The organism is Burkholderiaceae bacterium DAT-1, from assembly GCA_019084025.1.
In the GTDB taxonomy this organism is placed as follows: Bacteria; Pseudomonadota; Gammaproteobacteria; order Burkholderiales; family Chitinimonadaceae; genus DAT-1.
The window spans coordinates 170,601-191,389 of sequence record JAHRBI010000007.1 but is presented as its reverse complement, the minus strand read 5'-3'; the positions used below and the strand labels follow the sequence as shown (position 1 = coordinate 191,389).

The window sequence follows — 20,789 nt, the reverse complement described above, 5'->3', positions numbered from 1 at the left end:
TGCTCATGTCTGCAGTGCTCCCCGGATGGATGCATGCAATGCAATCAGGGCATCTGGCAGGCGCGGGCCGAATCCCAGCAAGAACATGGCTTCATGACTAATGATGCGTCGGGCACGCCCTGCAGGTGTCTGGGCGATACCCGGCAGACGCAATGCGCCCTCGATGCCCCCGATGGCTTCCAGTCCCTGCCGGGTGAACAGTACAACATCCGGTGCAGCCGCAATCACCGCCTCGGGGGTCAGCGGTTTGAAACCTGAAAATCCCTTCACGGCATTACTTGCACCCGCGTAGGTCAACATTGCATCAGCGCTGCTGGCCGAGCCACTGACCATGATCTGTGTTTGCGTGTGCGAGAGCACAAACAAGACCTTGGGTCGCTGCGAAAATGCGACGATCTGCTGCTGAGCGACTTGCCAGCGTGCACCTAGACTGGCAACAAGTTCGGCGGCTTGTGGCTGACGATCGATTACCGATCCTACGCTGCTGACACGCTCGAGTAGTCCTTCAAAACGATGATTGCCGGGATGCACTGAGAGTGGAATACCCGCCTGCGCCAGCTGGCGCATGACTGCAGGCGGACCTGCGTCTTCCGTTACAATGATGTGCGTGGGGGCGAGCGCCAGGATGCCTTCGGCTGACAGGCTCCTTGCATAGCCCACGTTCGGCAATCGCGTCGCGCTTTCGGGGAACAAGGATGTGGAATCCACACCCGCCAGCGTCGCCTGTCCGCCCAGCGCATACACAATTTCGGTCAGAGCTCCGCCAATTGACACAATGCGCTTACCCTGACCAGCGCCACCCAAGGCGGGTGCGGTTATCAGACCAGCCACCAATCCGCCAATCTGAACCATCATCCGTCGACGATCAGGCCGGAAGAGCGTGTGTGGCGTATCCGGGCTTTTCATGCTGCGCATGGCGTAACCTCCGGCTGCAGTGCATCCAGTAGCGCACGCCATTCGCACTGCTCGGGCCGCCCTGGTTTACGGACACCAAATAGCATGGCCAGCAATTCGCCCTCTGAATCAAACAATTCAAGCGAGCTCACCATGCCGTCTACTGTAGGCTTGCGTACGATCCAGGCACTGGCAATCGCATCCTCACGCAGATGCAGATTAAAGCCCGCATCCAGAATATTGATCCATGGGCCGGTCACTACAATTCGCCTGACCATGCCGGAGTGGATCTGGATTGCGCCGTGATTCATGGTAAACACCATGATTGGCAATCCTGCCTGAGCGGCGCATGTCAGCACTTCGTGTACGCTGCAGATGTCTACAGGCTGGGCAAAGTCCTGCCCGACCAGCCGCAATCCCTGCAATCGCGCTACACCCTGATCGCGCAACATATCGTGAAAGTCATGGGTGTCGCGCAAGGCGGCCCAGGCAGCGCGCAATTGGCTAATGTCTACCGCAGCATCGTCATTAGGCCGGGATCTGGCCGTTCGTGCCCGTACAACCATGCCCGGCGTCTGATCATCGGAAGCAAATTGTTCCAGCAGCTGCGTCCAAGCAGTGATATTGCTCTGTTCCCGCAAAAACACCTTATGCACAGCTTGTCCTTGTGCATCGAAGAACTGCAAACTGAGTTGTTTACCCTTGCTTGTCTGCTCTTCGACTGCGAATCCTGCCGCCCACTGCGCGTAGAACAAGCGCAAGTCGATGTCCGTACCCTGCACCAATCCGACCTCGCCACTTGAGCTGACTGGCGCATATACGCCCTCCTTCTCATGTACGCAGCCGTGATTACGTGTCAGCGCCATCACGCTTCCCAGTGAAGAAAGTGATGCGATGAGCGCCGGCCATTCGCTACGCAATCGGATAGCTGTGAGCGTACAGCCAGGGGATACGGCATTTGGCCCCGCATGCGCGGCAATCAATTGCCCCTCGCCGATTCCGAGCATGGTCGCGATCTCGCGATGCCGCATCCCCTGTTCTTGTCTGGCAAGCGTAAACGCCTGCCTGATCTCCACAAAAGATCTCATTGGTGTATTCATTGCAGCGCGCCCTCTTGCATTGGCTCGACGCTCGCGGGAGTACCGCGATGCCCGGTTTCATTCCGGTGGCGAACTTGCGCCAGTTCATCGCCTTCTAGTGTGTATGCCTTGGCAAACCCGGTTACAAAGTTGCCGCGCAAAGGACGCAAACGGATGAGATGGAAATCGTTTAATCCCTTCAAGATATCCATCACGCTGCCAAATCGATCAGTAAACGCTGTCATCACCTGCGTATATTCCTTGGAAGCCGGCAGGCATTCTTCGGCGGCACACTGCAGTGTCAGGCGCTTACGAGCAAAGAGATGGCGCGCATCGGCCTCGCTCTCGATAAACATGGCCGAACACAGGCCGGTTTCCAGCAAATTTGCAGTATGTGCTGCCAGTTCGCTGACGTAGATAAGGAAGTCTCCCTCTACCGCTATAAAGGACGCATAGCTGCACTCGGCTCGTCCTTGCGCGTTGCTGGTGGCCAGATGCAGCGTGCTGAACTGCATTGGAAACGCACGCGCATCCGCATGGATTGCATCGAATTGCACTGTGGTATCGGACATCAATTTCCCCTTCCGTCAATGGGTTCGGATCGGTTAAAAGCTATATCGGGCGGATATCTGCATCGTTCGACCCGGCGCGGTGTAGGCATCTTTCACTGCGCTACTCTCGGCTAGCCCCCGCACATCCGACCAACGCCAGTAGTGGCGATCAAATACGTTATTCAGGGTCAGATTGAGATCCATTGCCTTGCCCGCCTTCCAGGTCGCGCCAAGATCCAGCACCGTCCAGGCAGGCGCGGAAAATGGCTTCACGGCGGCCGGAGCAATGCGGTCACTGTCTTTGGCATTGGCATGTATTAAACGCGCAAACCCGCTCAGGGAAGCAGCATCATGTCGCAGCGTGACCACCCATTTGCGCGGATTGATAGAATCGAGCGGCGTGCGTTTGCCTGCAGTCTCCGAGTCGCCACTTGCCTGTGCAAACGATGCACTTGCGAGCCAGGTAGAGGCAAACGACCAGTCAAGCCGCGCTTCGAATCCGCGAATATGGGCATCGCTCAAATTGATGTACTGAAAGACCATCGGATCGGCAGGCGTGCCTGTACCCCTGATCATTTGCTGGCTGATGAAATCCTTGTACCGATTGTCATAAGTGGTCAGCGCGTATCGCACTGTATCGACGCGACCGCGAATGCCTACTTCAAAGCTATCAGCACTTTCCGCTTTGAGCGCGTTATTGCCGATACTCATGTAACCAGAGGTCAAGTTGGTGAATCCGTTGTTCACTTGATCTGGCGATGGCGCACGGAAGCCTTTTGCCCATTGAGCATACGGCGCAAAGTACTCCGTTACCCGCCATACGCCCCCTAGACGCGGCGAGATTGCATGATCGGATAGACTGACTGTCTTACCGGTGAAGCCCGCCCCATCGGGTTTGAGTGAAAAGTGATCGAACCGAAGGCCGGGTATGACGCTGACACTGGCCAGATCGATCTCATCCTGCAGAAAGGCACCCGTCAGATCGTATCGGGTATCCGGAAAGGGTTTGCTTGGAAAGGTATCGCCCGGAGAAGGTACAGTGCCATCACGCAAGGTACTGATCTGATCGCGATGCCAATCCACGCCATAGGTCAGGCGCTGGCTAAATACACCAGCAAAGCTGGAGCCAAACAGAAGCGAGATACCTGTACTATCGGTGTCATAAGTATTGTGCCGGATGCGGTCGGCAGCTGTGTTTCGATCCTCGACGGCATGCTGCGCGACCTGTGCGCGCTGCCAGTAGACCTTCACTTCTGCACGTTGCACCCACTCGCCATTCAGATCATTCAGGAGATAGTCCAGTGAGACGCGATCCCGTTTGATAGTATCGTGCGCATCCAGATCCAGCGTGCTCGTCGATACAAGCGGTGATTTGCTGCGCGCGCTGTAGACCTCGGTATCATTGGTTCTGCGAAGCACCTCCAGGCTTGCGCCAATGGTCTCTGAAGGGTCCAGTGCATAACTCACCTTACCCAGGAGATAGCGATTTCGCACATCCTGCGGATTAGGCGTGGTGCGGTCGACATTCAGACTGTCGTTGCTACCGTGGTTCTGTGTTTCATGCCCCTGACGCACACTCCCGAGTACCAGTCCTTGCCAGGCGCCCTCACTGGCTGCGACTGCGCCCGTTTCCGTCCAGGCGCGATCCAGGCTGTTATAACGCCCCCGTACAAACCCGCCCAGATCGCGCCCTTTCAGAATATCGACCGGTTCCAGCGTGCGAAGACTGATGCCGCCTGCCAGACCATCACTGCCAAACTGCGCAGATGCCGGTCCACGCAGGATTTCGGCATCCTTCATGCCTTCGAGTTCGAGATAGTCCCCGCGCCCTGTAGCAAAGGCACCAAAACTGAATGCAGCGGGTAGACGGATACCGTCCTGCAGCATCAGCACTTGATTCCCTTCCAGCCCTCGAATATTCAAGCCTTCAGAGCCGGCGCGTCCGGTGGCGGTACCTGCTGCCGTGAATCGCACAACCGACTCACGTACCGAAAGATCAGCCTCATCATCCACGAGGGATTTAAGGGTTGTAGCCCCCGTGCGGGATGCAACTTCTCCGGTTTTGGATGTAACAGTGTTCGGGGCTCGCTGCAATTCTCGCTTGCCGCGCGTGGCACTTACCACGACATCGGCTTGCTGCGTATCTTGCTCGGTCGGTATGTCTGCTGCCATCAGGTCTGCAGACACAATATGGGCGCTCAATGCCAGCGCAATGGGCGACAGCCGCATGTCAATCTCTCCGGATACATGCACTGGCTGGCGATGGCTGGCTTGTGCTTTTAGGAATCGTTTATTTGGTTAGAATCAGTTTGCCGGTCGACGTTTGCCGAAGCTGGTACACACTGCCGTTGTGCATAATCTCCAGCATACCGTCCGCACCCAGCAAGCAATCACTGTTTATGCGCGGAGTGCGTCCACTGGTGTTGCTTCTGGCGAGATGAGCGCTTTGGGCACACTGCTCTTTGGTTTCATCAATCGTCCATGTATTCATCCGCACATACTAAATGATAACGATTCGTATTTGCAATATGTTTGTTGTCACACCTCTGCACATAACTTGCCTACTTTTCATGATAATGATTCCCATTTACAATATGTCACACTCTCAAGCTCAGGGCATACCTGAGTACGTAAACAGCACACAAGCCAGCCGTCGCCAGCCAGTGTTATTCAGAACCGGAGTAACAAATGAAGCTGCGCATGACCCCGCTGGCCATGGCCCTGAGCCTGGCTTCAATTTCCCACGTAACATATGCAGACGAAGCCGAACCGGATACGTCTTCAACCCTGCCGGTGGTCAGGATCAAGGCCAAATCAGATTCGCCGACCGATCTCTCGAAAGCACAGGCGGGTGGTCAGATTGCAAGTGGCGCACAACTTGGCGCCAAGGGTAATCAGGATGTCATGGAGATCCCGTTCAGCGTGACTGCCTACACTGCCGATCTCATCCAGAACAAACAGGCACGCACAGTGGCAGATGTGCTCGCAGCAGACCCTTCCGTCAGATTCACGACCAGTAACGGCCACATGTATGAAAACTTCCGCGTTCGCGGTTTCGATGTCAATGCAGGCGACATATCACTGAATGGCATGTTCGGCCTGACCCCGGTTGGACATGTGCCCGCTGAATTCATCGAACGTGTAGAGCTGTTAAAGGGCCCGAGCGCACTGTTCAGCGGCATGCCGCCCGCCGGTGGCGTAGGCGGCGTCATCAATATCGTACCCAAGCGCGCCAAGGATGATCCAGTCACGCAATTCACACTGGGTATCCAATCCGATGCGCACGTGTTTACGCACGCCGATGTCGGGCGTCGCTTCGGCGACAATCAGGCGTACGGATTACGCATCAATGCTGCAACCGGCAATGGCGACACCACGCTGGATGGTCAAAGCAAGCAGCGGCAATTTCTTTCATCCGCCTTTGACTATCGCAGTGCAGAATTGCTCGCGACAGTAGACGCTTACCACAGCAACGAGTCATTCAAAGGGGGTACGCCCGCCATGTACTGGTTTGCCAGTACGCCAGTGCCTGCCGCACCGGATCCTCGTCTCAATCCTTTTCGCGCCGGATACGGCAATCTTACGTCGGACGCAATCATTGCCCGTGCAGACTGGATGCTAAACGAGCAGGTGTCCGTATTTGCTGGCGCGGGAGCACACAAGCACACCTTCAGTGGCTTTATCAATGGTACGCATGCACGTGAAATTCAGGCCAATGGCGACTTCTGGGGCGTCATGGTTGGCCAGAACGGGTATCAGGACAGCGTATCGGCCGAAGCTGGCTTGCGCGCGTCACTGCAAACCGCAGGCATACGGCATGCGTTGCTGGTTCATGCTTCACGCCTGAATCAGGAAAGCGGCACCAATGTGAATCGGGCTCGCTTTACTTCAAACATCTACCGTCCAGTCGTAGCCGGCATGGTGGCTATCCCCGCGCCGGCAGATAAAACGGGGGAAAACCGACTCGGCAGCCTCGCGTTGATTGATACGATTTCCACGGAAGACAAGCAACTGTCTGTGACGCTGGGCGCTCGCCAGCAACAGGTGAAAACCACAAGCTTCAATGCTGGCAAGATTACCGCCAGCTACGACGAACAGCGCCTGACACCTGCACTGGCGCTGGTCTACCAGCCATTTGGATCAGACATCTCGCTGTACGCCAACGCAGTCGAAGGACTCAGCCCCGGAGAGACGGTCACCGATACGGCTGCCACCAACTACCAGCAGGTATTCAAACCATACCAGACCCGCCAGAAAGAGATTGGCGTGAAGTGGCAGGACGGTGCGCTTCAGCATACTTTCAGCCTGTTTGATTTGCGCAAACCGACGTTGATTGCCCTCGGTAGTAGTTCGAAGCCCACTTATTCGGATGACGGTGAAAAGCAAGTACGTGGTTTGGAATGGGCCAGCGCGGGCGAAATACATCCCGGTATGCGCATACTAGCGGGTGCCACCTATAGTCGTGGTGAGCAAACCCGAACTGCCTACAACCTTTACAACGGCAAGGATGCCGTCGGTGCACCGCGCTGGCAGGGCACACTTGGCGCTGAATGGGATACAGCCTGGGTGAGTGGGCTGACGCTTGATGGTCGTCTGACCGCAACCAGCGCCCAATATGTCGATGCAGCCAATACACAGTCCATTCCCGGATGGAGCCAGTTTGATGCAGGTATGCGTTACAACATGCGCATCCATCAGAATCAAGTTGTCCTGCGGCTAAATATCAGCAATCTGTTTGACCGCCACTTCTACTCGGGTAGCTTCAGCGACAGCACGCCCATTGCCACACTTGGCCCCGCACGTAGTGTAACGGCCTCAGCCACGGTGAACTTCTAAGCTTCGCACTTTGCCGCCGGCGGAACCATTCTGCTGGCGGTGCTTTTTCTTTTAGACAGGTTCACACGCATGCTGATTCATATTTTTACCGGCTTCGCATTAAGCGGCGTGGCCTGCTTTATCGCCTATCTCGCGTCCCCGCACCAGCGTGTCCGCCACACGCAACTCCCTGCCCGGCCCTTGCGCTGCCTGGCACTCATGATATGGCTGGTCAGTCTGATGTGCTTCTGCCTGAGCATGCATCCCGCCACTGCGGTGTACACATGGCTCACCGCCACCATGGTTGGACTGATTGCTCCGGTTTATCTTTTTGCGCGCCCACAGGAGGCCTGACATGCGTCAAGCTGCAGCTACTCCGATACAGCGCGACTGGCTATCCAAGTCACTGGCAGGCACGCTGCTTGGACTGGGGGCCGCATTGGCTGTCAGTGCGATCTTCAACACCCTCGCCACCGGCATGCCGCTTTCCACACGCTCGCAACTGTGTATGTGGATGGTTGTACCGGTCTGGATCATCGTACTAAGCACAAGCTATTTATTTCAAAACGGACGCAGCGCATGGCTCTGGCTCAGTACTATCAATGCCGTCCTCGCCGCACTGTGCGCACTACTTCGCTATCTGTAAGGTATTTTCCCAATGATTCGCTCGGATATTCTGCGGCTGTATAAAACACTGCATACCTGGACCGGCATCATTGCCGGCTTGGCTCTGTTCATCGCGTTTTACGCAGGGGCCTTTACCGTATTCAAGGAGCCGATTGCACGCTGGCTCAGTCCACCTTCGCACATTCAGGCCGTTCCGCTATCCGCAGCACCCGAACTGATTCATCAGACGCTAGCTGCACGTCCTGATGCTGCTCGCGACTTTATGATCGAATTGTCAGAGGATCAGGACAAGATTGCAGCCTTGCGCTGGGCTGCATCCACTGACGAAGAGGAAGAGGAATCGGGAATCAAATCACAATGGATCAGTACGTTCGATGCTCAGGGCCGACTCCAGGTCGAGGCGATGCACCCCTCTCCGGTCGCAGACTTTATTGATACGCTTCATAGAGTAATCGGCCTGCCTGTCGATAACGATCCTGCTCGCTGGATCATGGGTATCATCGCCATGCTGTATGCGCTGGCGCTGATTTCCGGCGTGATTGTTCTGCTACCCACGCTCATCAAGGATTGCTTTGCCCTGCGCATGGGCAAGAATCTCAAGCGCATGTGGCTGGATGCGCACAATGTTGTCGGGCTATTCAGCTTGCCATTTCACCTGGTGATGGCCATCACCGCCGCCGTATTTGCGTTTCATGACGTCATCTATGCGGCTCAAGATCATCTCCTGCACAATCAAAGTATCCGCCAGCATTCAGAACGCGGCGGCCACAAGCCTACGCCCACGCCTGCCCTGGCTTCCACGCTGATTCCCCTTGCAACCTTGCTGAAGCAGGCGCACGCAGTCGCACCCTCCCTGCATGTCAGTCGCTTGCAATTTCAGCAGATTGGTCAACCCCGATCTATTGTCCGCATCTGGGGCGAAGATCCGACAGCTGTCAATCCACGTGCACGTGGTGGCTTTATTGCGTTTGATCCCTATACAGGCAAAGAGCGCAATCGCGACTTTCTCCCCGGACAGCAGCCAACAGCCAACCTCGTGATCAGTAGCTTCTTTGCCCTGCACATGGCATCGTTCGGAGGAATGGCAATCAAATGGCTCTACTTCCTGCTCGCGCTGGCCGGTGCGTGGTTGTTCTACAGTGGCAATCTGCTGTGGATTGAAAGTCGTCGCAAACGGGCAAGTAAAGATCAGTCTAATCCGGCTCAGCGCCGCGACACGCTGCTGATCGCATCCGCAACCATTGGCGTCTGTCTCGGATGCATCTGCGGCATTTCATTTATGCTGCTGGGTAGCAAATGGCTACCCAGCATCCTGGGTGGTGCAGTCCATCTGCATGACTGGCTTTACTATGGCGCCTTCTGCGCCTGTATTGGCTGGGCATTCTGGCGAGGCGCTGCGCGGGCGGCTTTTGAACTACTCTACCTTGCAGCGTGGCTGACTGCGGCCATTCCAATCACGTGGCTTCTAAGTACCCTGATTACATACCCAGATGCCTTATCTTCCAGCGTTGCAATAGAAGCCACAGCACTTGCTGGCGCGTTGGTTCTCCACGCAATGGCGCGTATCACCCAAAAGCGGGTCATCGGTGGCTCAAGCGATAGTGTCTGGTTCAGCGCTCGCTAATGCCTCACTCATGGATCAATCAGCGTAACGGTCGCAGTCGAGGTGCGGCCGTTACTATCGCGAATGGTATAGGTGAAAACATCACTGGTGAACACTTTACCCGTTGGCGTGAACGTCACCGTTTGCCCATCCGTGGATACTGCACCTAAATCTGCCTGCGGTTGAGTCAAGGCCACAATGCGAAGCGGAAATTGCCCTGAATTAAGATCGTTTAGCAGAACATTGAGCGTACTCGGACGGGTGCTAGGCACATAATACAGATCATTACGCGCCATCAACTCACCGAGCGCCGGATTAGCAATTACGTTCATCAGTACTTTGGCAGAAGCGGTCATGCCATCGCCATTCCGGATAGTGTATGTAAACTCATCCGTACCAGTGAAACCTGCTGCTGGGGTGTAACGCACCATGCTTCCGTTAGCAATGCTGACCTGTCCATGTGCTGGAGTCGATAAAGATGTAATTAGCAGTGTGCCCCCGTCCGGGTCTGAATCGTTTGCCAGAACGGCTACATCTTTCGGCTGCGACTCCATAGTCGTACCCGCATCCTCATTCGCTACCGGAGGCTTTGGCTTAGCAGTGACATCCAGATAAATAAGGCCAGTGGCCTGCTTGCCATGTGCATTCTCAACCACATAGGTAAAACTATCCGAGCCTAGATAGGCGTCAGGGGCAGTATATACAACCTGCTTACCCGACCATTCAATGGTGCCCCGCGCGGCAGGCGACACTGATACCAACTTTACCGTATCGCCGTTCGGGTCTGTCACACTTTGCAAAACATCCAGAGAGGTCACACTCGACTGCTTAACTGCAAATGTCTTGCTCGATGTCTGAGGTGGCAGGTAGATCCACTTACGCGTGGTGGACGACGATGAACTGACCTCCTTGGTCACATACGTATCCACAGATTGCTTGTATGAAACACTTGTCCGTAAGGATTGCCGAGCCCACGTAGGTAGTGTCTCGATTTCTTCCTCTCGCCACGCAATGTGGGTCTGCGCCGGAACAGGTACGTCAACCTGCCTTAACTCCTCGCGCGGCTCTACCGTCACAAACTCAATATCGACGCGACGATTTAAATGGCGATGATCTTTATCCGATGGATATTTCGGCTCGCGCTTACCCTTCCCCTCGGTCATCACCTGATCAGGCTGAACCACCAGTGCCTCGATCAGGAACTGCTTGATTCGATCCGCGCGATACTTTGAGAGCGCAAGATTGTACTTGTCCGATCCCAGATCACAGGTATGCCCCGTAATTTTGACCATCCCGTCGAGCTGTGCCTTTCTAAGCGACTGCGTCAACTTGGCAAGGGACGCCAGCGCATCGTCACGGAGCACGTATTTTCCGTAATCGAAGAATGCATCTGTATTGATGGTAATCGCGTGCTTGACCAGCACTGTCTCCGGCTTAGAACCCATGCGTGCCGGTACGGTCTCGATGTAAGGCGTCATACGAATCTGCTTTTGGCGGGCAAATCCATGGCCGCCGAGTGCATAACGCCAAACCAGTTGTGCGCGGTGCTCGGATGTATGCTCTACAAACTCGCCAGACTTACGCCCGAACTCCCAATGCAATGCCAGACTATGCGGTGACTGCTCAAAGTATTTTTCTAGATCAACTGATGCAGTCACCTGATGGTTGGCGGATTTTCCCCATTCATAATCCAGCCCACCACTCAATCGAATCAGTGTGGAAGGATCGAACCGTCCGACTCGCGCACCAACCCCTTGCTCATATGCCTGAGTAAAAGCACGGGTGGTGGTGAGTGTGGTAGTCGTATCAATAAATGGCTGTCCTGTTGCCAAATTGCCATTGACTGACACACTGTCGACTACTGTCGATTCTGCAGTCAATTGTCTACCGGAAACGCTATGGGATAGCGCAAGTGAAGCCGACCACTGTTCGCGTTCTACGCCCGCCCCGAATGTTGCCTTTGCAAATCCGCTGGCATTACGATCAAACGCCGCGAACGTCTTCCAGACCGAGTCGGTCTGACCGGCAGGCAGCCATTGATAGCCCAGCTGAACACCACCACCCGCACGATCACCCAACCAGCCATTGAGGGTCCAGGCCGAGCGTTTACTTTCAGCAAACACGCCCATCCCCTCAAGGCGGAAGTGTCCGCCATTTTGATAACCGATACCTAGGTGGCCATTTTGCCCGCCAAACTGAATTGCCCCTGCCGATATTTCATAAGGCGCAGGCATAGCGGGTGCATCATCTGAACGGCAGTAAATCGACCAAGTACTCAGTGCAATAAAAGTCAACAACGCTGGGCGCGACAGAGGAGATACTAAAGAGATCGATGAGAACTTCATGAATCAGGCTGGCAAGAGGCAAGTAGGGGAGTCAGAGGTCTATGACTATATCATACATCCCTCTGAATCCCTTGAGGTATGCGCATTGAGCGCACATTCATGTGTACTAAATCAGAATCCGCGTAGCAGATCGCGCTTGATATCCTGTATGGATTCGATGCCAACTGCAATTCGAATCAATCCTTCAACAATACCCGCAGCGGCGCGTGCTTCCGGTGTAACACGTGCATGTGTGGTTGTGGCTGGATGCGTAATGGTCGTTTTAACATCACCCAGATTTGCTGTAATGGACAACATTTGCGTGGCATTAATCAACTTCCATGCCGCTTCACGCCCACCCTTCACCACAAAACTTACCACCCCACCCCCGGCACGCTGCTGCCGCATCGCCAGTTCATGTTGCGCATGGGAAGGCAATCCGGGGTAATACACGCGCTCGACTTCCGGGCGGCTTTCAAGCCATGTCGCCAACTCCAGTGCATTTGCGCAATGTGCATCCATACGCAGCTTGAGTGTCTCGAGACCTTTCACCAGTACCCATGCATTAAAAGCTGACATGGTCGGACCGGCTGTTCGCAAGAACATGTACACCGGATCAACCAGTGCTTTTGCGCCCAGCACTGCCCCCCCCAACACCCGCCCCTGACCGTCGATATATTTGGTTGCAGAATGGACAATTAAATCTGCGCCAAGCTTCAATGGCTGCTGCAAAATCGGTGTACAGAAACAATTATCAACCACGACCAGTGCACCATGCGCATGGGCGATATCCGATATGGCGCGGATATCAGCGATTTCGGTAAGTGGATTAGACGGAGATTCCAGGAAAAACAGCTTGGTTTCCGGTTTGACCGCGCTTTGCCATGCAGACAAATCCACTGGCGACACATAGGTCACTGTCACGCCGAACTTCGCAAGATAGTTGTTAAAGAACTGGATGGTCGAGCCAAACAGGGCATTTGACGCTACGATATGATCGCCTGCCTTCAAGTGCGCCATGCAGAGCGATAGAATGGCGGCCATGCCCGAGGCGGTAGCAATACACATTTCTGCATCTTCAAGCGCAGCCAAACGCTCTTGAAACAAGGTCACGGTCGGATTGCTGAAACGCGAATAAATAAATCCGGGCTCCTGCCCAATAAAACGCGCAGCAGCTTGTTCGGCACTCTCACTGACAAAGCTGGAACTGAGATACATGGCTTCGGCGTGTTCACCAAACTGACTGCGTTCCTGGCCTGCACGAATGGCTAGGGTATCCAGATCGTATCCGTGATTTTCAAACATCATGTTTCCTTGTTCTGCGATGCAGGGGCTTGGTACCCATGCACATGGCGATATGCTGTATTGACTTGGGTGGCTGCAGATATATATTTTCTAGCCACCATAAGCAAAAACCCTGCCTTTGACAAGCAGGGTTTCAATTTGCCAGTGCGAGAACCCGCTTTACATCAGGTTTTGTTCCGCCACACCGACGTTCAGGTCGACCACTGATCCTGCCTCTCCGCCTTTAGACAGCGGGCTGGATCGACGGTTTTCAATGGCATCAAGATAGGCTTCATCCACATCACCCGTCACGTATTCACCCGAGAAACAGGAGGCCTCGAATTCGTTGACCTTGCCATTACTGGCATCCGATACCGCCCGCTTGAGCGCATCCAGATCCTGGTAAAATACGGCATCCGCACCGATTTCTTCTGCGACCTGGGCTTCATTGCGGCCGGTAGCAATCAGCTCGGCGCGGGTTGGCATATCAATGCCATACACATGCGGGAAACGTACAGCCGGAGCAGCAGAGGCAAAGTAGACTTTCTTTGCACCAGACTCACGCGCCATGGTAACGATTTGCTTGGATGTCGTACCACGCACGATAGAATCATCCACCAGCAGAACATTGCGGCCTGCAAACTCAATCGCAATCGGATTCAGTTTCTGGCGAACGGATTTCTTTCGCGTCGCCTGACCCGGCATGATAAATGTCCGGCCGATATAGCGATTCTTCTGGAAGCCCTCACGATATGGCAGACCAAGACGTTCGGCGAGCTGCAATGCGCTGGGTCGGCTGGTATCCGGAATCGGAATGACCACATCGATGTCAAAATCCGTCAGTTCCGAACGAATCTTATCGGCCAGGTTATCACCCATATTCAGGCGTGCCTGATACACCGAAATGCCATCCATCACCGAATCTGGCCGTGCGAAATACACATGCTCGAAAATACAGGGGACGAGCTTCGGCTTATCAGCACATTGCTTGCTGTGGAACTTACCATCGAAAGTGATAAAGATGCCTTCGCCCGGCTCTACATCACGGGTCATCTTGAAGCCCAGCGTATCGAGCGCCACCGATTCAGAGGCCAGCAGGAATTCAGTGCCGTCAGCAGTTTCGTGCTCACCCAATACCAGCGGCCGGATACCATTCGGGTCACGGAATGCCACAAGCCCGTAACCTGCGATGATCGCGACGACAGCATACGCACCCTTGACACGTCGATGCACTGCGGCAATCGCATCAAAAATGGTTTGCGGAGCCAGCTCGAAACCACGAGTTCGCTGCTGCAACTCATAGGCAAAGACGTTCAGCAGCGCTTCCGAATCGGAGTTGGTGTTAATGTGCCGCAAATCATTGCGATACATCTGCTCCTTCAGTTGCACATGATTGGTCAGATTACCGTTGTGTGCCAGCACAATGCCGAAGGGGCTGTTGACATAAAACGGTTGTGCTTCAGCCATGGAAGATGCAGAGCCCGCAGTCGGATAGCGAACGTGACCGATACCGACATGACCCATCAGGCTCCGCATATTGCGGGTGCGGAACACATCGCTGACCAGCCCCTGCCCTTTATGCATATGCATAACGCCAGTCTCTTGCGCTGTCACAATACCGGCAGCATCCTGCCCACGATGCTGCAGTACCAGCAGTCCGTCATAGAGAAGTTGGTTGACAGGTGTTTTCGCAACCACACCGAGAATGCCGCACATGTTGCTTCCTTGCTAAAGAGTCATTCGTACCTGACCTGCCTCGAAAGTGCTTCAGGCAAGACAGGCTTGATCACAGTCGCCATCGCCTCCAAAGGCGGGCTGAACATTGCATTTCGCCACACAGGCTGTCTGGGCAGGCTGGTCATACCCGCAACAATCACGAGCACCACACACAATAGACAACCTCTTGCAAGACCAAACAGTGCGCCAATCAAGCGATCAAGCGGTGCAAGACCACTTGCCTTGATAAATTGCGCAAGAGTGATTCTTACAATGGCAGAAAAAAACCAGACACCCAGGAAGATCCCGACGAACGCCGCAACAATACGCAGGGGTTCAGTGGGAATTTCCTGAGGAAGATGAGCTGATAGTGGCGCCGCAAAATGCTGTGCGAGCACAAAAGCAAGCAGCCACGCCCCCAGCGAGATCATTTCAGACACGCCGCCACGGATAACAGAGAGAAGGACAGACAGCCCGAGGATGACAAGCACCGCATAATCAAACATTGTCATCTTGGCCTCCTCCCTGCATGCATTATTTAGCGCCGACGATCTGACTGCTGATGCCGATGGCTTGCAGTTTAGACTTGGCTGACTGGGCGGCATCCTTGGATGCAAAAGGCCCGGCACGTAATCGCGTCAAGGTGCCGTGTTCACTTTCGACGGTCGCCATGACTGGATGAACGCCTGCTGATTTCATTTTATCAGCAAGCGCTGATGCTTTGGATTTATCAGCAAAGGCCGCAATCTGCAGGAAAACCGAACTGACAGAATCAGCAGCCACGGAAGGATGTGCATTTGCGTCTTTATGAGCGGCTGCTGCTGAAACGTCACCCAGGCCATTCAGAATACGCTCTGCTTTGCGTGCCTTCTCATCATCGTGAGATGGTTTGACGTCCTGATGTGGCTTCACATCCCGCTTCACATCGATTTTAGCATCATGCTTATCGACCGGCTTGGCATCGATATTCGGCTTTGAAACCGCCGGACTGGATTGAACGGCAGGCTTATTATCAGCTACCAGAGGCGCCTGCTTCACTTCGGAGGCAGGCAGCGCAGCCGTGGCAGGTAGCACGGCGGGCGTCACTTTCGGCTGATCTGTCACTTCAACAGGCGAGTTAGAAGGCGCGTTACGTGCGGCAGCCTGTGCACGATCCACGGCACCAGGAGTAGCTGGCTGATCGGATGTGGCATTATGACCCGCACTCACCAGCGGTTTACTGCTCAAAATGGACACGGATTGATTGAGCAGAGCCTGAGGGGGTTTATCGTCCAGGACAGTCCATAGCACGACAAGCGCGGCAAGCATCAGCACGAAAGCGCCAACCAGACGGCGTCTCGCGCGTTTTTTCAACAGTGTGAGTTCTTCACTGATCGGTGCTTCGGCCATCAGCAAGTCAATCCCGGAAAATAATGAATCAATTAGCCCTGACCACGCGCAACCATTGCCTCTGCAACAGTCACGAATGACCCAAATACCACGATTCTATCATTTTCGCCGGCATCCTTACAGGCTGCCTCCCATGCTGTGCTCATATTATCGTGCAAAATCACCCTGCCCTTTGCCCCCGAAGCAGCCAAGACGCTGGCAATTGCCTGCGCTGAGGCCGCACGAGGCATGGGTAGTGAAACAAGATGCCAGATATCAATCTGGTCTTTGAGCAGTTCGATGACCCCAGCGATATCCTTGTCGGCCATCGCACCAAAAATGGCACGGGTCGATTCAAAGAATCCCTGATTGAGCAAATTGTTTGCGAGTGACTTGGCTGCGTGCGGATTATGGCCAACATCCAATACAACGGATGGCCGACCCGGCAATACCTGAAAACGCCCCGCTAATTCCACTTCAACCAGTCCACGTTTGATATCGCCCATTGAGACTGGAACACGATCCCGCAATTGCTCCAGGATGGCAATCACGACACTTGCATTACCCAGTTGGAACGCACCCCGCAATGCCGGGAATGGCAAACCCGGTTTGTTGCCATTTTTACTTGTCCAGCGCCACTGCGTTGTTTCGTTCACAAAACCGAAATCACGTCCGATACACCACAGATCGGCGCCGATGGACTGGGCATGTGCAACCAAGGTCGCGGGTGGATGTGGCTCACCATAGATAGCAGGCTTACCTGAACGGAAAATGCCCGCCTTTTCAAAGCCAATCGCCTCACGCGTATCGCCCAAATAGCTTTGATGATCGAGGTCGACGCTGACCACGGCAGAAACATCCGGCTCAAAGATATTCACGGCGTCCAGCCGACCGCCCAACCCGACCTCGAGAATTGCAACATCGACATTTGCGCTCACAAATTGGTGCATCGCCGCCAGTGTGCCGAATTCAAAGTAGGTCAGCGAAGTCTCGCCACGCGCTTCCTCAATCGCGGAAAATGACTCAACGATGTCTTCATCGCCAGCAGGTAAGCCATTAATACACACGCGCTCGTTATATCGAATGAGATGTGGGCTGGTGTATGTCCCAACTTTGTAGCCAGCTGCCCTGAAGATGGCAGTCAGCATGGCACATGTTGATCCCTTCCCATTGGTGCCGCCAACAATGACCACCGGAAAGGCGGGACTGAGTACCATGACATCACGCACACGGCGGACTCGTTCGAGTCCCATATCAATGGTAATCGGATGGATGGCTTCCAAATGGGTTAGCCATTGAGCAAGCGTCATGCGGTTTTCGATTTTCATGGCAGCGGACTTCATTCGAGCAGAATTTCAGGCAATTCGGACGTACCAAAAGCGCACATGCCCTGACAGCTTCCACTATCAAGGCATGTTCACGATCACAATACGCCAATATCAGGCTACAGAGAGCTGCTTACTCAGCAAGGTAATCAGTCCGGCGAGTCGCTTACGCATTTCGCGGCGATCAATGATCATATCAATCGCGCCTTTTTCAAGCAGGAACTCGGCACGCTGAAAGCCTTCTGGCAGCGTTTCGCGTACGGTTTGCTCGATCACTCGCGGACCCGCGAAACCAATCAATGCACCGGGTTCAGCCACAACCACATCACCCAGGAAAGCAAATGACGCTGACACACCACCCATGGTCGGATCAGTCAGGACGGAAATAAACGGTAGCTTTTCATCAGCCAACTTTGCCAGCACAGCGGATGTCTTGGCCATCTGCATCAGTGAGGTCAGGCCTTCCTGCATCCGCGCGCCGCCAGATGCAGCTACGCAAATAAAGGGGCAGCGATTTTCCATGGCAACTTTCACGCCGCGCACGAAACGCTCGCCAACTACCGACCCCATCGAACCGCCAATGAACTTGAATTCAAATGCAGCGACAACAACGGGGAGTGTATGAATCGCGCCCTGCATCACAACCATTGCATCATCTTCGCCAGACACTTCCTGAGCATGCTCAAGACGGTCGGGATAACGCTTCGAATCCTTAAACTTCAGGATATCGATCGGACGCACATCGGCACCGATCTCAAAACGCCCTTCTTGATCAAGCAATACATCAAGACGACGACGGGCATTAATGCCAATGTGATGACTACACTTGGGGCAGACATCCAGATTATTGTCGAGGTCTGTGCGATACAGAACTGCCTCGCAGGCAGGACACTTGCTCCACAAACCTTCTGGCACCGACTTCGATGGGCCGCTTGACTTGGCCTTGATCTTTGGCGGCAACAGCTTCTGAAACCAACTCATCAACTTCTCCTGGCGATCAGACTATGCCTGATCGTAGTGTGGCACGCGGGTACATGCTTGATGCTTTTACCTCGATGAATCGGGCTGCATCATGATTTGTTTATGCTCTGAACCCGACAGCTTACCCGAACGCATCCCGTTTCATCAATGATCGGGTGACACGCGTTACTTCGCACCAGCATCCATTGCAGTACGGATTTCGCGCAAAAGTGCTACCAGTCTTGGTGCAGCATCCGCGCCGTGCTCCTCAACTTCCTGAACCAAGCGTGAGCCAATCACAACAGCATCGGCCATGCGAGAGATCGCCTGAGCGGAGGCCGCATCGCGAATGCCAAAACCCACACCGATAGGAAGCGTAACCACCGAGCGTAAGCGATCGAGCTGAACCGATACATCGGACAGATCGAGCGTTGCAGCCCCGGTCACCCCCTTAAGGGAGACGTAGTAAACATAGCCGGTCGCAAGCTCTGACACCCGTTTGATTCGATGGTCGGGCGTAGTCGGAGCCAGCAAGAAAATCAAATCAAGCTGGTGAGCCTTGAGCGTAGCGGACAAATCACCCGCTTCTTCTGGCGGCAAATCAACCAGAAGCGCCCCATCCACACCTGCCGCTGCCGATTGCTCGGCAAAGACCGTGTAGCCCATTGCTTCTACGGGATTGGCATAGCCCATCAGCACGACAGGTGTCGTTGTATCGCGGCGACGGAATTCGCGTACCATCCCGATCACGTCAGTCAGGGTCACGCCGTGCGCCAGTGCGCGCTCACCGGCACGCTGGATGATTGGTCCGTCAGCCATCGGGTCCGAGAAAGGAACACCCAGCTCGATGATATCTGCGCCCCCCGTCACCAAAGCATGCATCAGCCCGACCGTTGCCGCCGGATGAGGGTCACCAGCGGTAATGAATGGGATCAGCGCCTGCCTGCCTGCCGACTTCAACCTGGAGAATGTGTCTTCAATGCGTGTCATGTCGAATGCTTTCCTCGATATTCTCAGGCTTACAGCTCAATACCAGATGCCTGAGCGACGGTATTGATATCCTTGTCACCGCGACCCGACAAATTCACCAATACAATCTGGTCCTTTGACATGCCTGCCGCAAGCTTGCGCGCTGCAGCAACTGCATGACTGGATTCCAGTGCGGGAATAATCCCTTCAAGACGACACAACTCGTGGAATGCTGCCAGAGCCTCATCATCATTTGCGGCAGTATATTCAACACGGCCGATGTCTTTCAGGTAGCTGTGTTCCGGCCCGACACCCGGATAATCCAAACCTGCCGAAACGGAGTGGGTTTCGATAATCTGCCCTGCGGCATCCTGCATCAGGTAAGTACGGTTGCCATGCAGCACACCGGGACGACCCGCACTGAGCGGCGCAGCATGCTTGCCGGATTCGATGCCTGAGCCGCCAGCTTCGACTCCAATCAAACGAACGCCTGGTACCTGAATGTAGGGATAGAACATACCGATTGCATTCGAGCCACCGCCCACACATGCCACAACCGCATCAGGTTGTCGCCCCACCAGGTCGACCATTTGTACTTTGGATTCCTCGCCAATCACTGCCTGGAAATCGCGCACAAGCATCGGATAGGGATGTGGGCCTGCAGCCGTCCCCAGTATGTAGAATGTGGAATCGATATTGGTGACCCAATCGCGCATCGCCTCGTTCAGCGCATCTTTCAGCGTCTTACTGCCACTATCTACAGGCACGACAGTCGCACCAAGCAGTTTCATGCGATATACATTGGCAGCTTGACGTTTTATGTCCTCCGAGCCCATGTACACCACACACTCCATACCGTAGCGAGCCGCAACCGTTGCAGATGCCACGCCATGCTGACCTGCCCCGGTTTCTGCGATCACGCGCTTCTTGCCCATCCGCCGAGCAAGCAAGGCCTGGCCAATAGTGTTATTGATTTTGTGAGCGCCGGTGTGATTCAGGTCTTCCCGCTTAAGGAAAATTTGCGCGCCACCTACCTTCTCGGACAAATGCTTCGCATGGTAAATCGGGCTGGGGCGCCCGACATAATGCCGTAGCTCGTACCGGTATTCCTCCATGAATGCCGGATCAGCCTTTGCACGGAGATATTCGTCGCGCAATTCGTCCAGCGCGGCCATCAGGGTTTCAGCTACATACGTGCCGCCATAGGGACCGAAATGTCCGTGTGCATCTGGCAAATCGTATTGCGAAGGAATCTGCAGGTCAGCAGCTTGCAT

18 protein-coding genes are annotated in these 20,789 nt (G+C 54.6%); 4 read left to right on the top strand and 14 right to left on the bottom strand.

Annotated elements, in window-relative coordinates:
- Positions 1-3: 3 nt before the first annotated feature.
- The 5 genes from KSF73_15870 to KSF73_15850 all read right to left on the bottom strand — a co-directional run bounded on the left by KSF73_15870 (position 4) and on the right by KSF73_15850 (position 5,015).
- On the bottom strand, positions 4-906 hold the full coding sequence (locus KSF73_15870; GenBank protein MBV1777198.1) for an ABC transporter substrate-binding protein: 903 nt from the start codon (positions 904-906) through the stop codon (positions 4-6).
- On the bottom strand, positions 903-1,994 hold the full coding sequence (locus KSF73_15865; protein MBV1777197.1) for a hemin-degrading factor: 1,092 nt from the start codon (positions 1,992-1,994) through the stop codon (positions 903-905). The genes KSF73_15870 and KSF73_15865 overlap by 4 nt, the downstream gene beginning before the upstream one ends.
- Positions 1,991-2,545: a pyridoxamine 5'-phosphate oxidase family protein gene (locus tag KSF73_15860; protein MBV1777196.1), complete on the bottom strand. Its 555-nt coding sequence runs from the start codon at positions 2,543-2,545 to the stop codon at positions 1,991-1,993. The genes KSF73_15865 and KSF73_15860 overlap by 4 nt, the downstream gene beginning before the upstream one ends.
- A 33-nt stretch (positions 2,546-2,578) precedes the next feature.
- Entirely contained in the window at positions 2,579-4,753 is a 2,175-nt protein-coding gene (locus KSF73_15855; protein ID MBV1777195.1) for a TonB-dependent hemoglobin/transferrin/lactoferrin family receptor, read from the bottom strand.
- Positions 4,754-4,814: 61 nt separating this feature from the next.
- A complete protein-coding gene (locus KSF73_15850) occupies positions 4,815-5,015 on the bottom strand; it encodes a hemin uptake protein HemP (GenBank protein MBV1777194.1) in 201 nt (66 codons plus the stop codon).
- A 197-nt stretch (positions 5,016-5,212) separates the two neighbouring features.
- Between KSF73_15850 and KSF73_15845 the strand changes: the two genes are divergently transcribed.
- From KSF73_15845 to KSF73_15830, 4 genes are all read left to right on the top strand, one after another.
- Positions 5,213-7,360 (top strand): TonB-dependent siderophore receptor, encoded by a 2,148-nt coding sequence (locus tag KSF73_15845; protein ID MBV1777193.1) that lies wholly within the window; start codon positions 5,213-5,215, stop codon positions 7,358-7,360.
- Between the two features lie 69 nt (positions 7,361-7,429).
- A complete protein-coding gene (locus KSF73_15840) occupies positions 7,430-7,693 on the top strand; it encodes a hypothetical protein (protein ID MBV1777192.1) in 264 nt (87 codons plus the stop codon).
- Position 7,694: 1 nt separating this feature from the next.
- Entirely contained in the window at positions 7,695-7,985 is a 291-nt protein-coding gene (locus tag KSF73_15835) for a hypothetical protein (GenBank protein ID MBV1777191.1), read from the top strand.
- A gap of 15 nt (positions 7,986-8,000) precedes the next feature.
- Positions 8,001-9,590, top strand: a complete 1,590-nt coding sequence (locus tag KSF73_15830) for a PepSY domain-containing protein (GenBank protein ID MBV1777190.1) — start codon at positions 8,001-8,003, stop codon at positions 9,588-9,590.
- Positions 9,591-9,598: 8 nt separating this feature from the next.
- Here the strand turns inward: KSF73_15830 and KSF73_15825 are convergent, their stop codons facing one another.
- The 9 genes from KSF73_15825 to trpB form a co-directional block, all read right to left on the bottom strand.
- A complete protein-coding gene (locus KSF73_15825) occupies positions 9,599-11,803 on the bottom strand; it encodes a tandem-95 repeat protein (protein MBV1777189.1) in 2,205 nt (734 codons plus the stop codon).
- A 222-nt stretch (positions 11,804-12,025) separates the two neighbouring features.
- Entirely contained in the window at positions 12,026-13,198 is a 1,173-nt protein-coding gene (locus KSF73_15820) for an O-succinylhomoserine sulfhydrylase (protein MBV1777188.1), read from the bottom strand.
- Positions 13,199-13,357: 159 nt separating this feature from the next.
- Entirely contained in the window at positions 13,358-14,893 is a 1,536-nt protein-coding gene (gene purF, locus KSF73_15815; protein ID MBV1777187.1) for an amidophosphoribosyltransferase, read from the bottom strand.
- A 20-nt stretch (positions 14,894-14,913) separates the two neighbouring features.
- On the bottom strand, positions 14,914-15,405 hold the full coding sequence (locus tag KSF73_15810) for a CvpA family protein (GenBank protein MBV1777186.1): 492 nt from the start codon (positions 15,403-15,405) through the stop codon (positions 14,914-14,916).
- 22 nt (positions 15,406-15,427) lie between these two features.
- Positions 15,428-16,282 carry an SPOR domain-containing protein gene (locus tag KSF73_15805; GenBank protein MBV1777185.1) on the bottom strand — a complete coding sequence of 285 codons (855 nt, stop codon included), beginning with the start codon at positions 16,280-16,282 and terminating at the stop codon, positions 15,428-15,430.
- A 32-nt stretch (positions 16,283-16,314) separates the two neighbouring features.
- Positions 16,315-17,571 carry a bifunctional tetrahydrofolate synthase/dihydrofolate synthase gene (gene folC / locus KSF73_15800; protein ID MBV1777184.1) on the bottom strand — a complete coding sequence of 419 codons (1,257 nt, stop codon included), beginning with the start codon at positions 17,569-17,571 and terminating at the stop codon, positions 16,315-16,317.
- A 129-nt stretch (positions 17,572-17,700) separates the two neighbouring features.
- Positions 17,701-18,567, bottom strand: a complete 867-nt coding sequence (gene accD, locus KSF73_15795; GenBank protein MBV1777183.1) for an acetyl-CoA carboxylase, carboxyltransferase subunit beta — start codon at positions 18,565-18,567, stop codon at positions 17,701-17,703.
- Between the two features lie 165 nt (positions 18,568-18,732).
- Positions 18,733-19,536, bottom strand: a complete 804-nt coding sequence (trpA, locus tag KSF73_15790; protein MBV1777182.1) for a tryptophan synthase subunit alpha — start codon at positions 19,534-19,536, stop codon at positions 18,733-18,735.
- Positions 19,537-19,565: 29 nt separating this feature from the next.
- Positions 19,566-20,789, bottom strand: a complete 1,224-nt coding sequence (gene trpB / locus KSF73_15785) for a tryptophan synthase subunit beta (protein MBV1777181.1) — start codon at positions 20,787-20,789, stop codon at positions 19,566-19,568.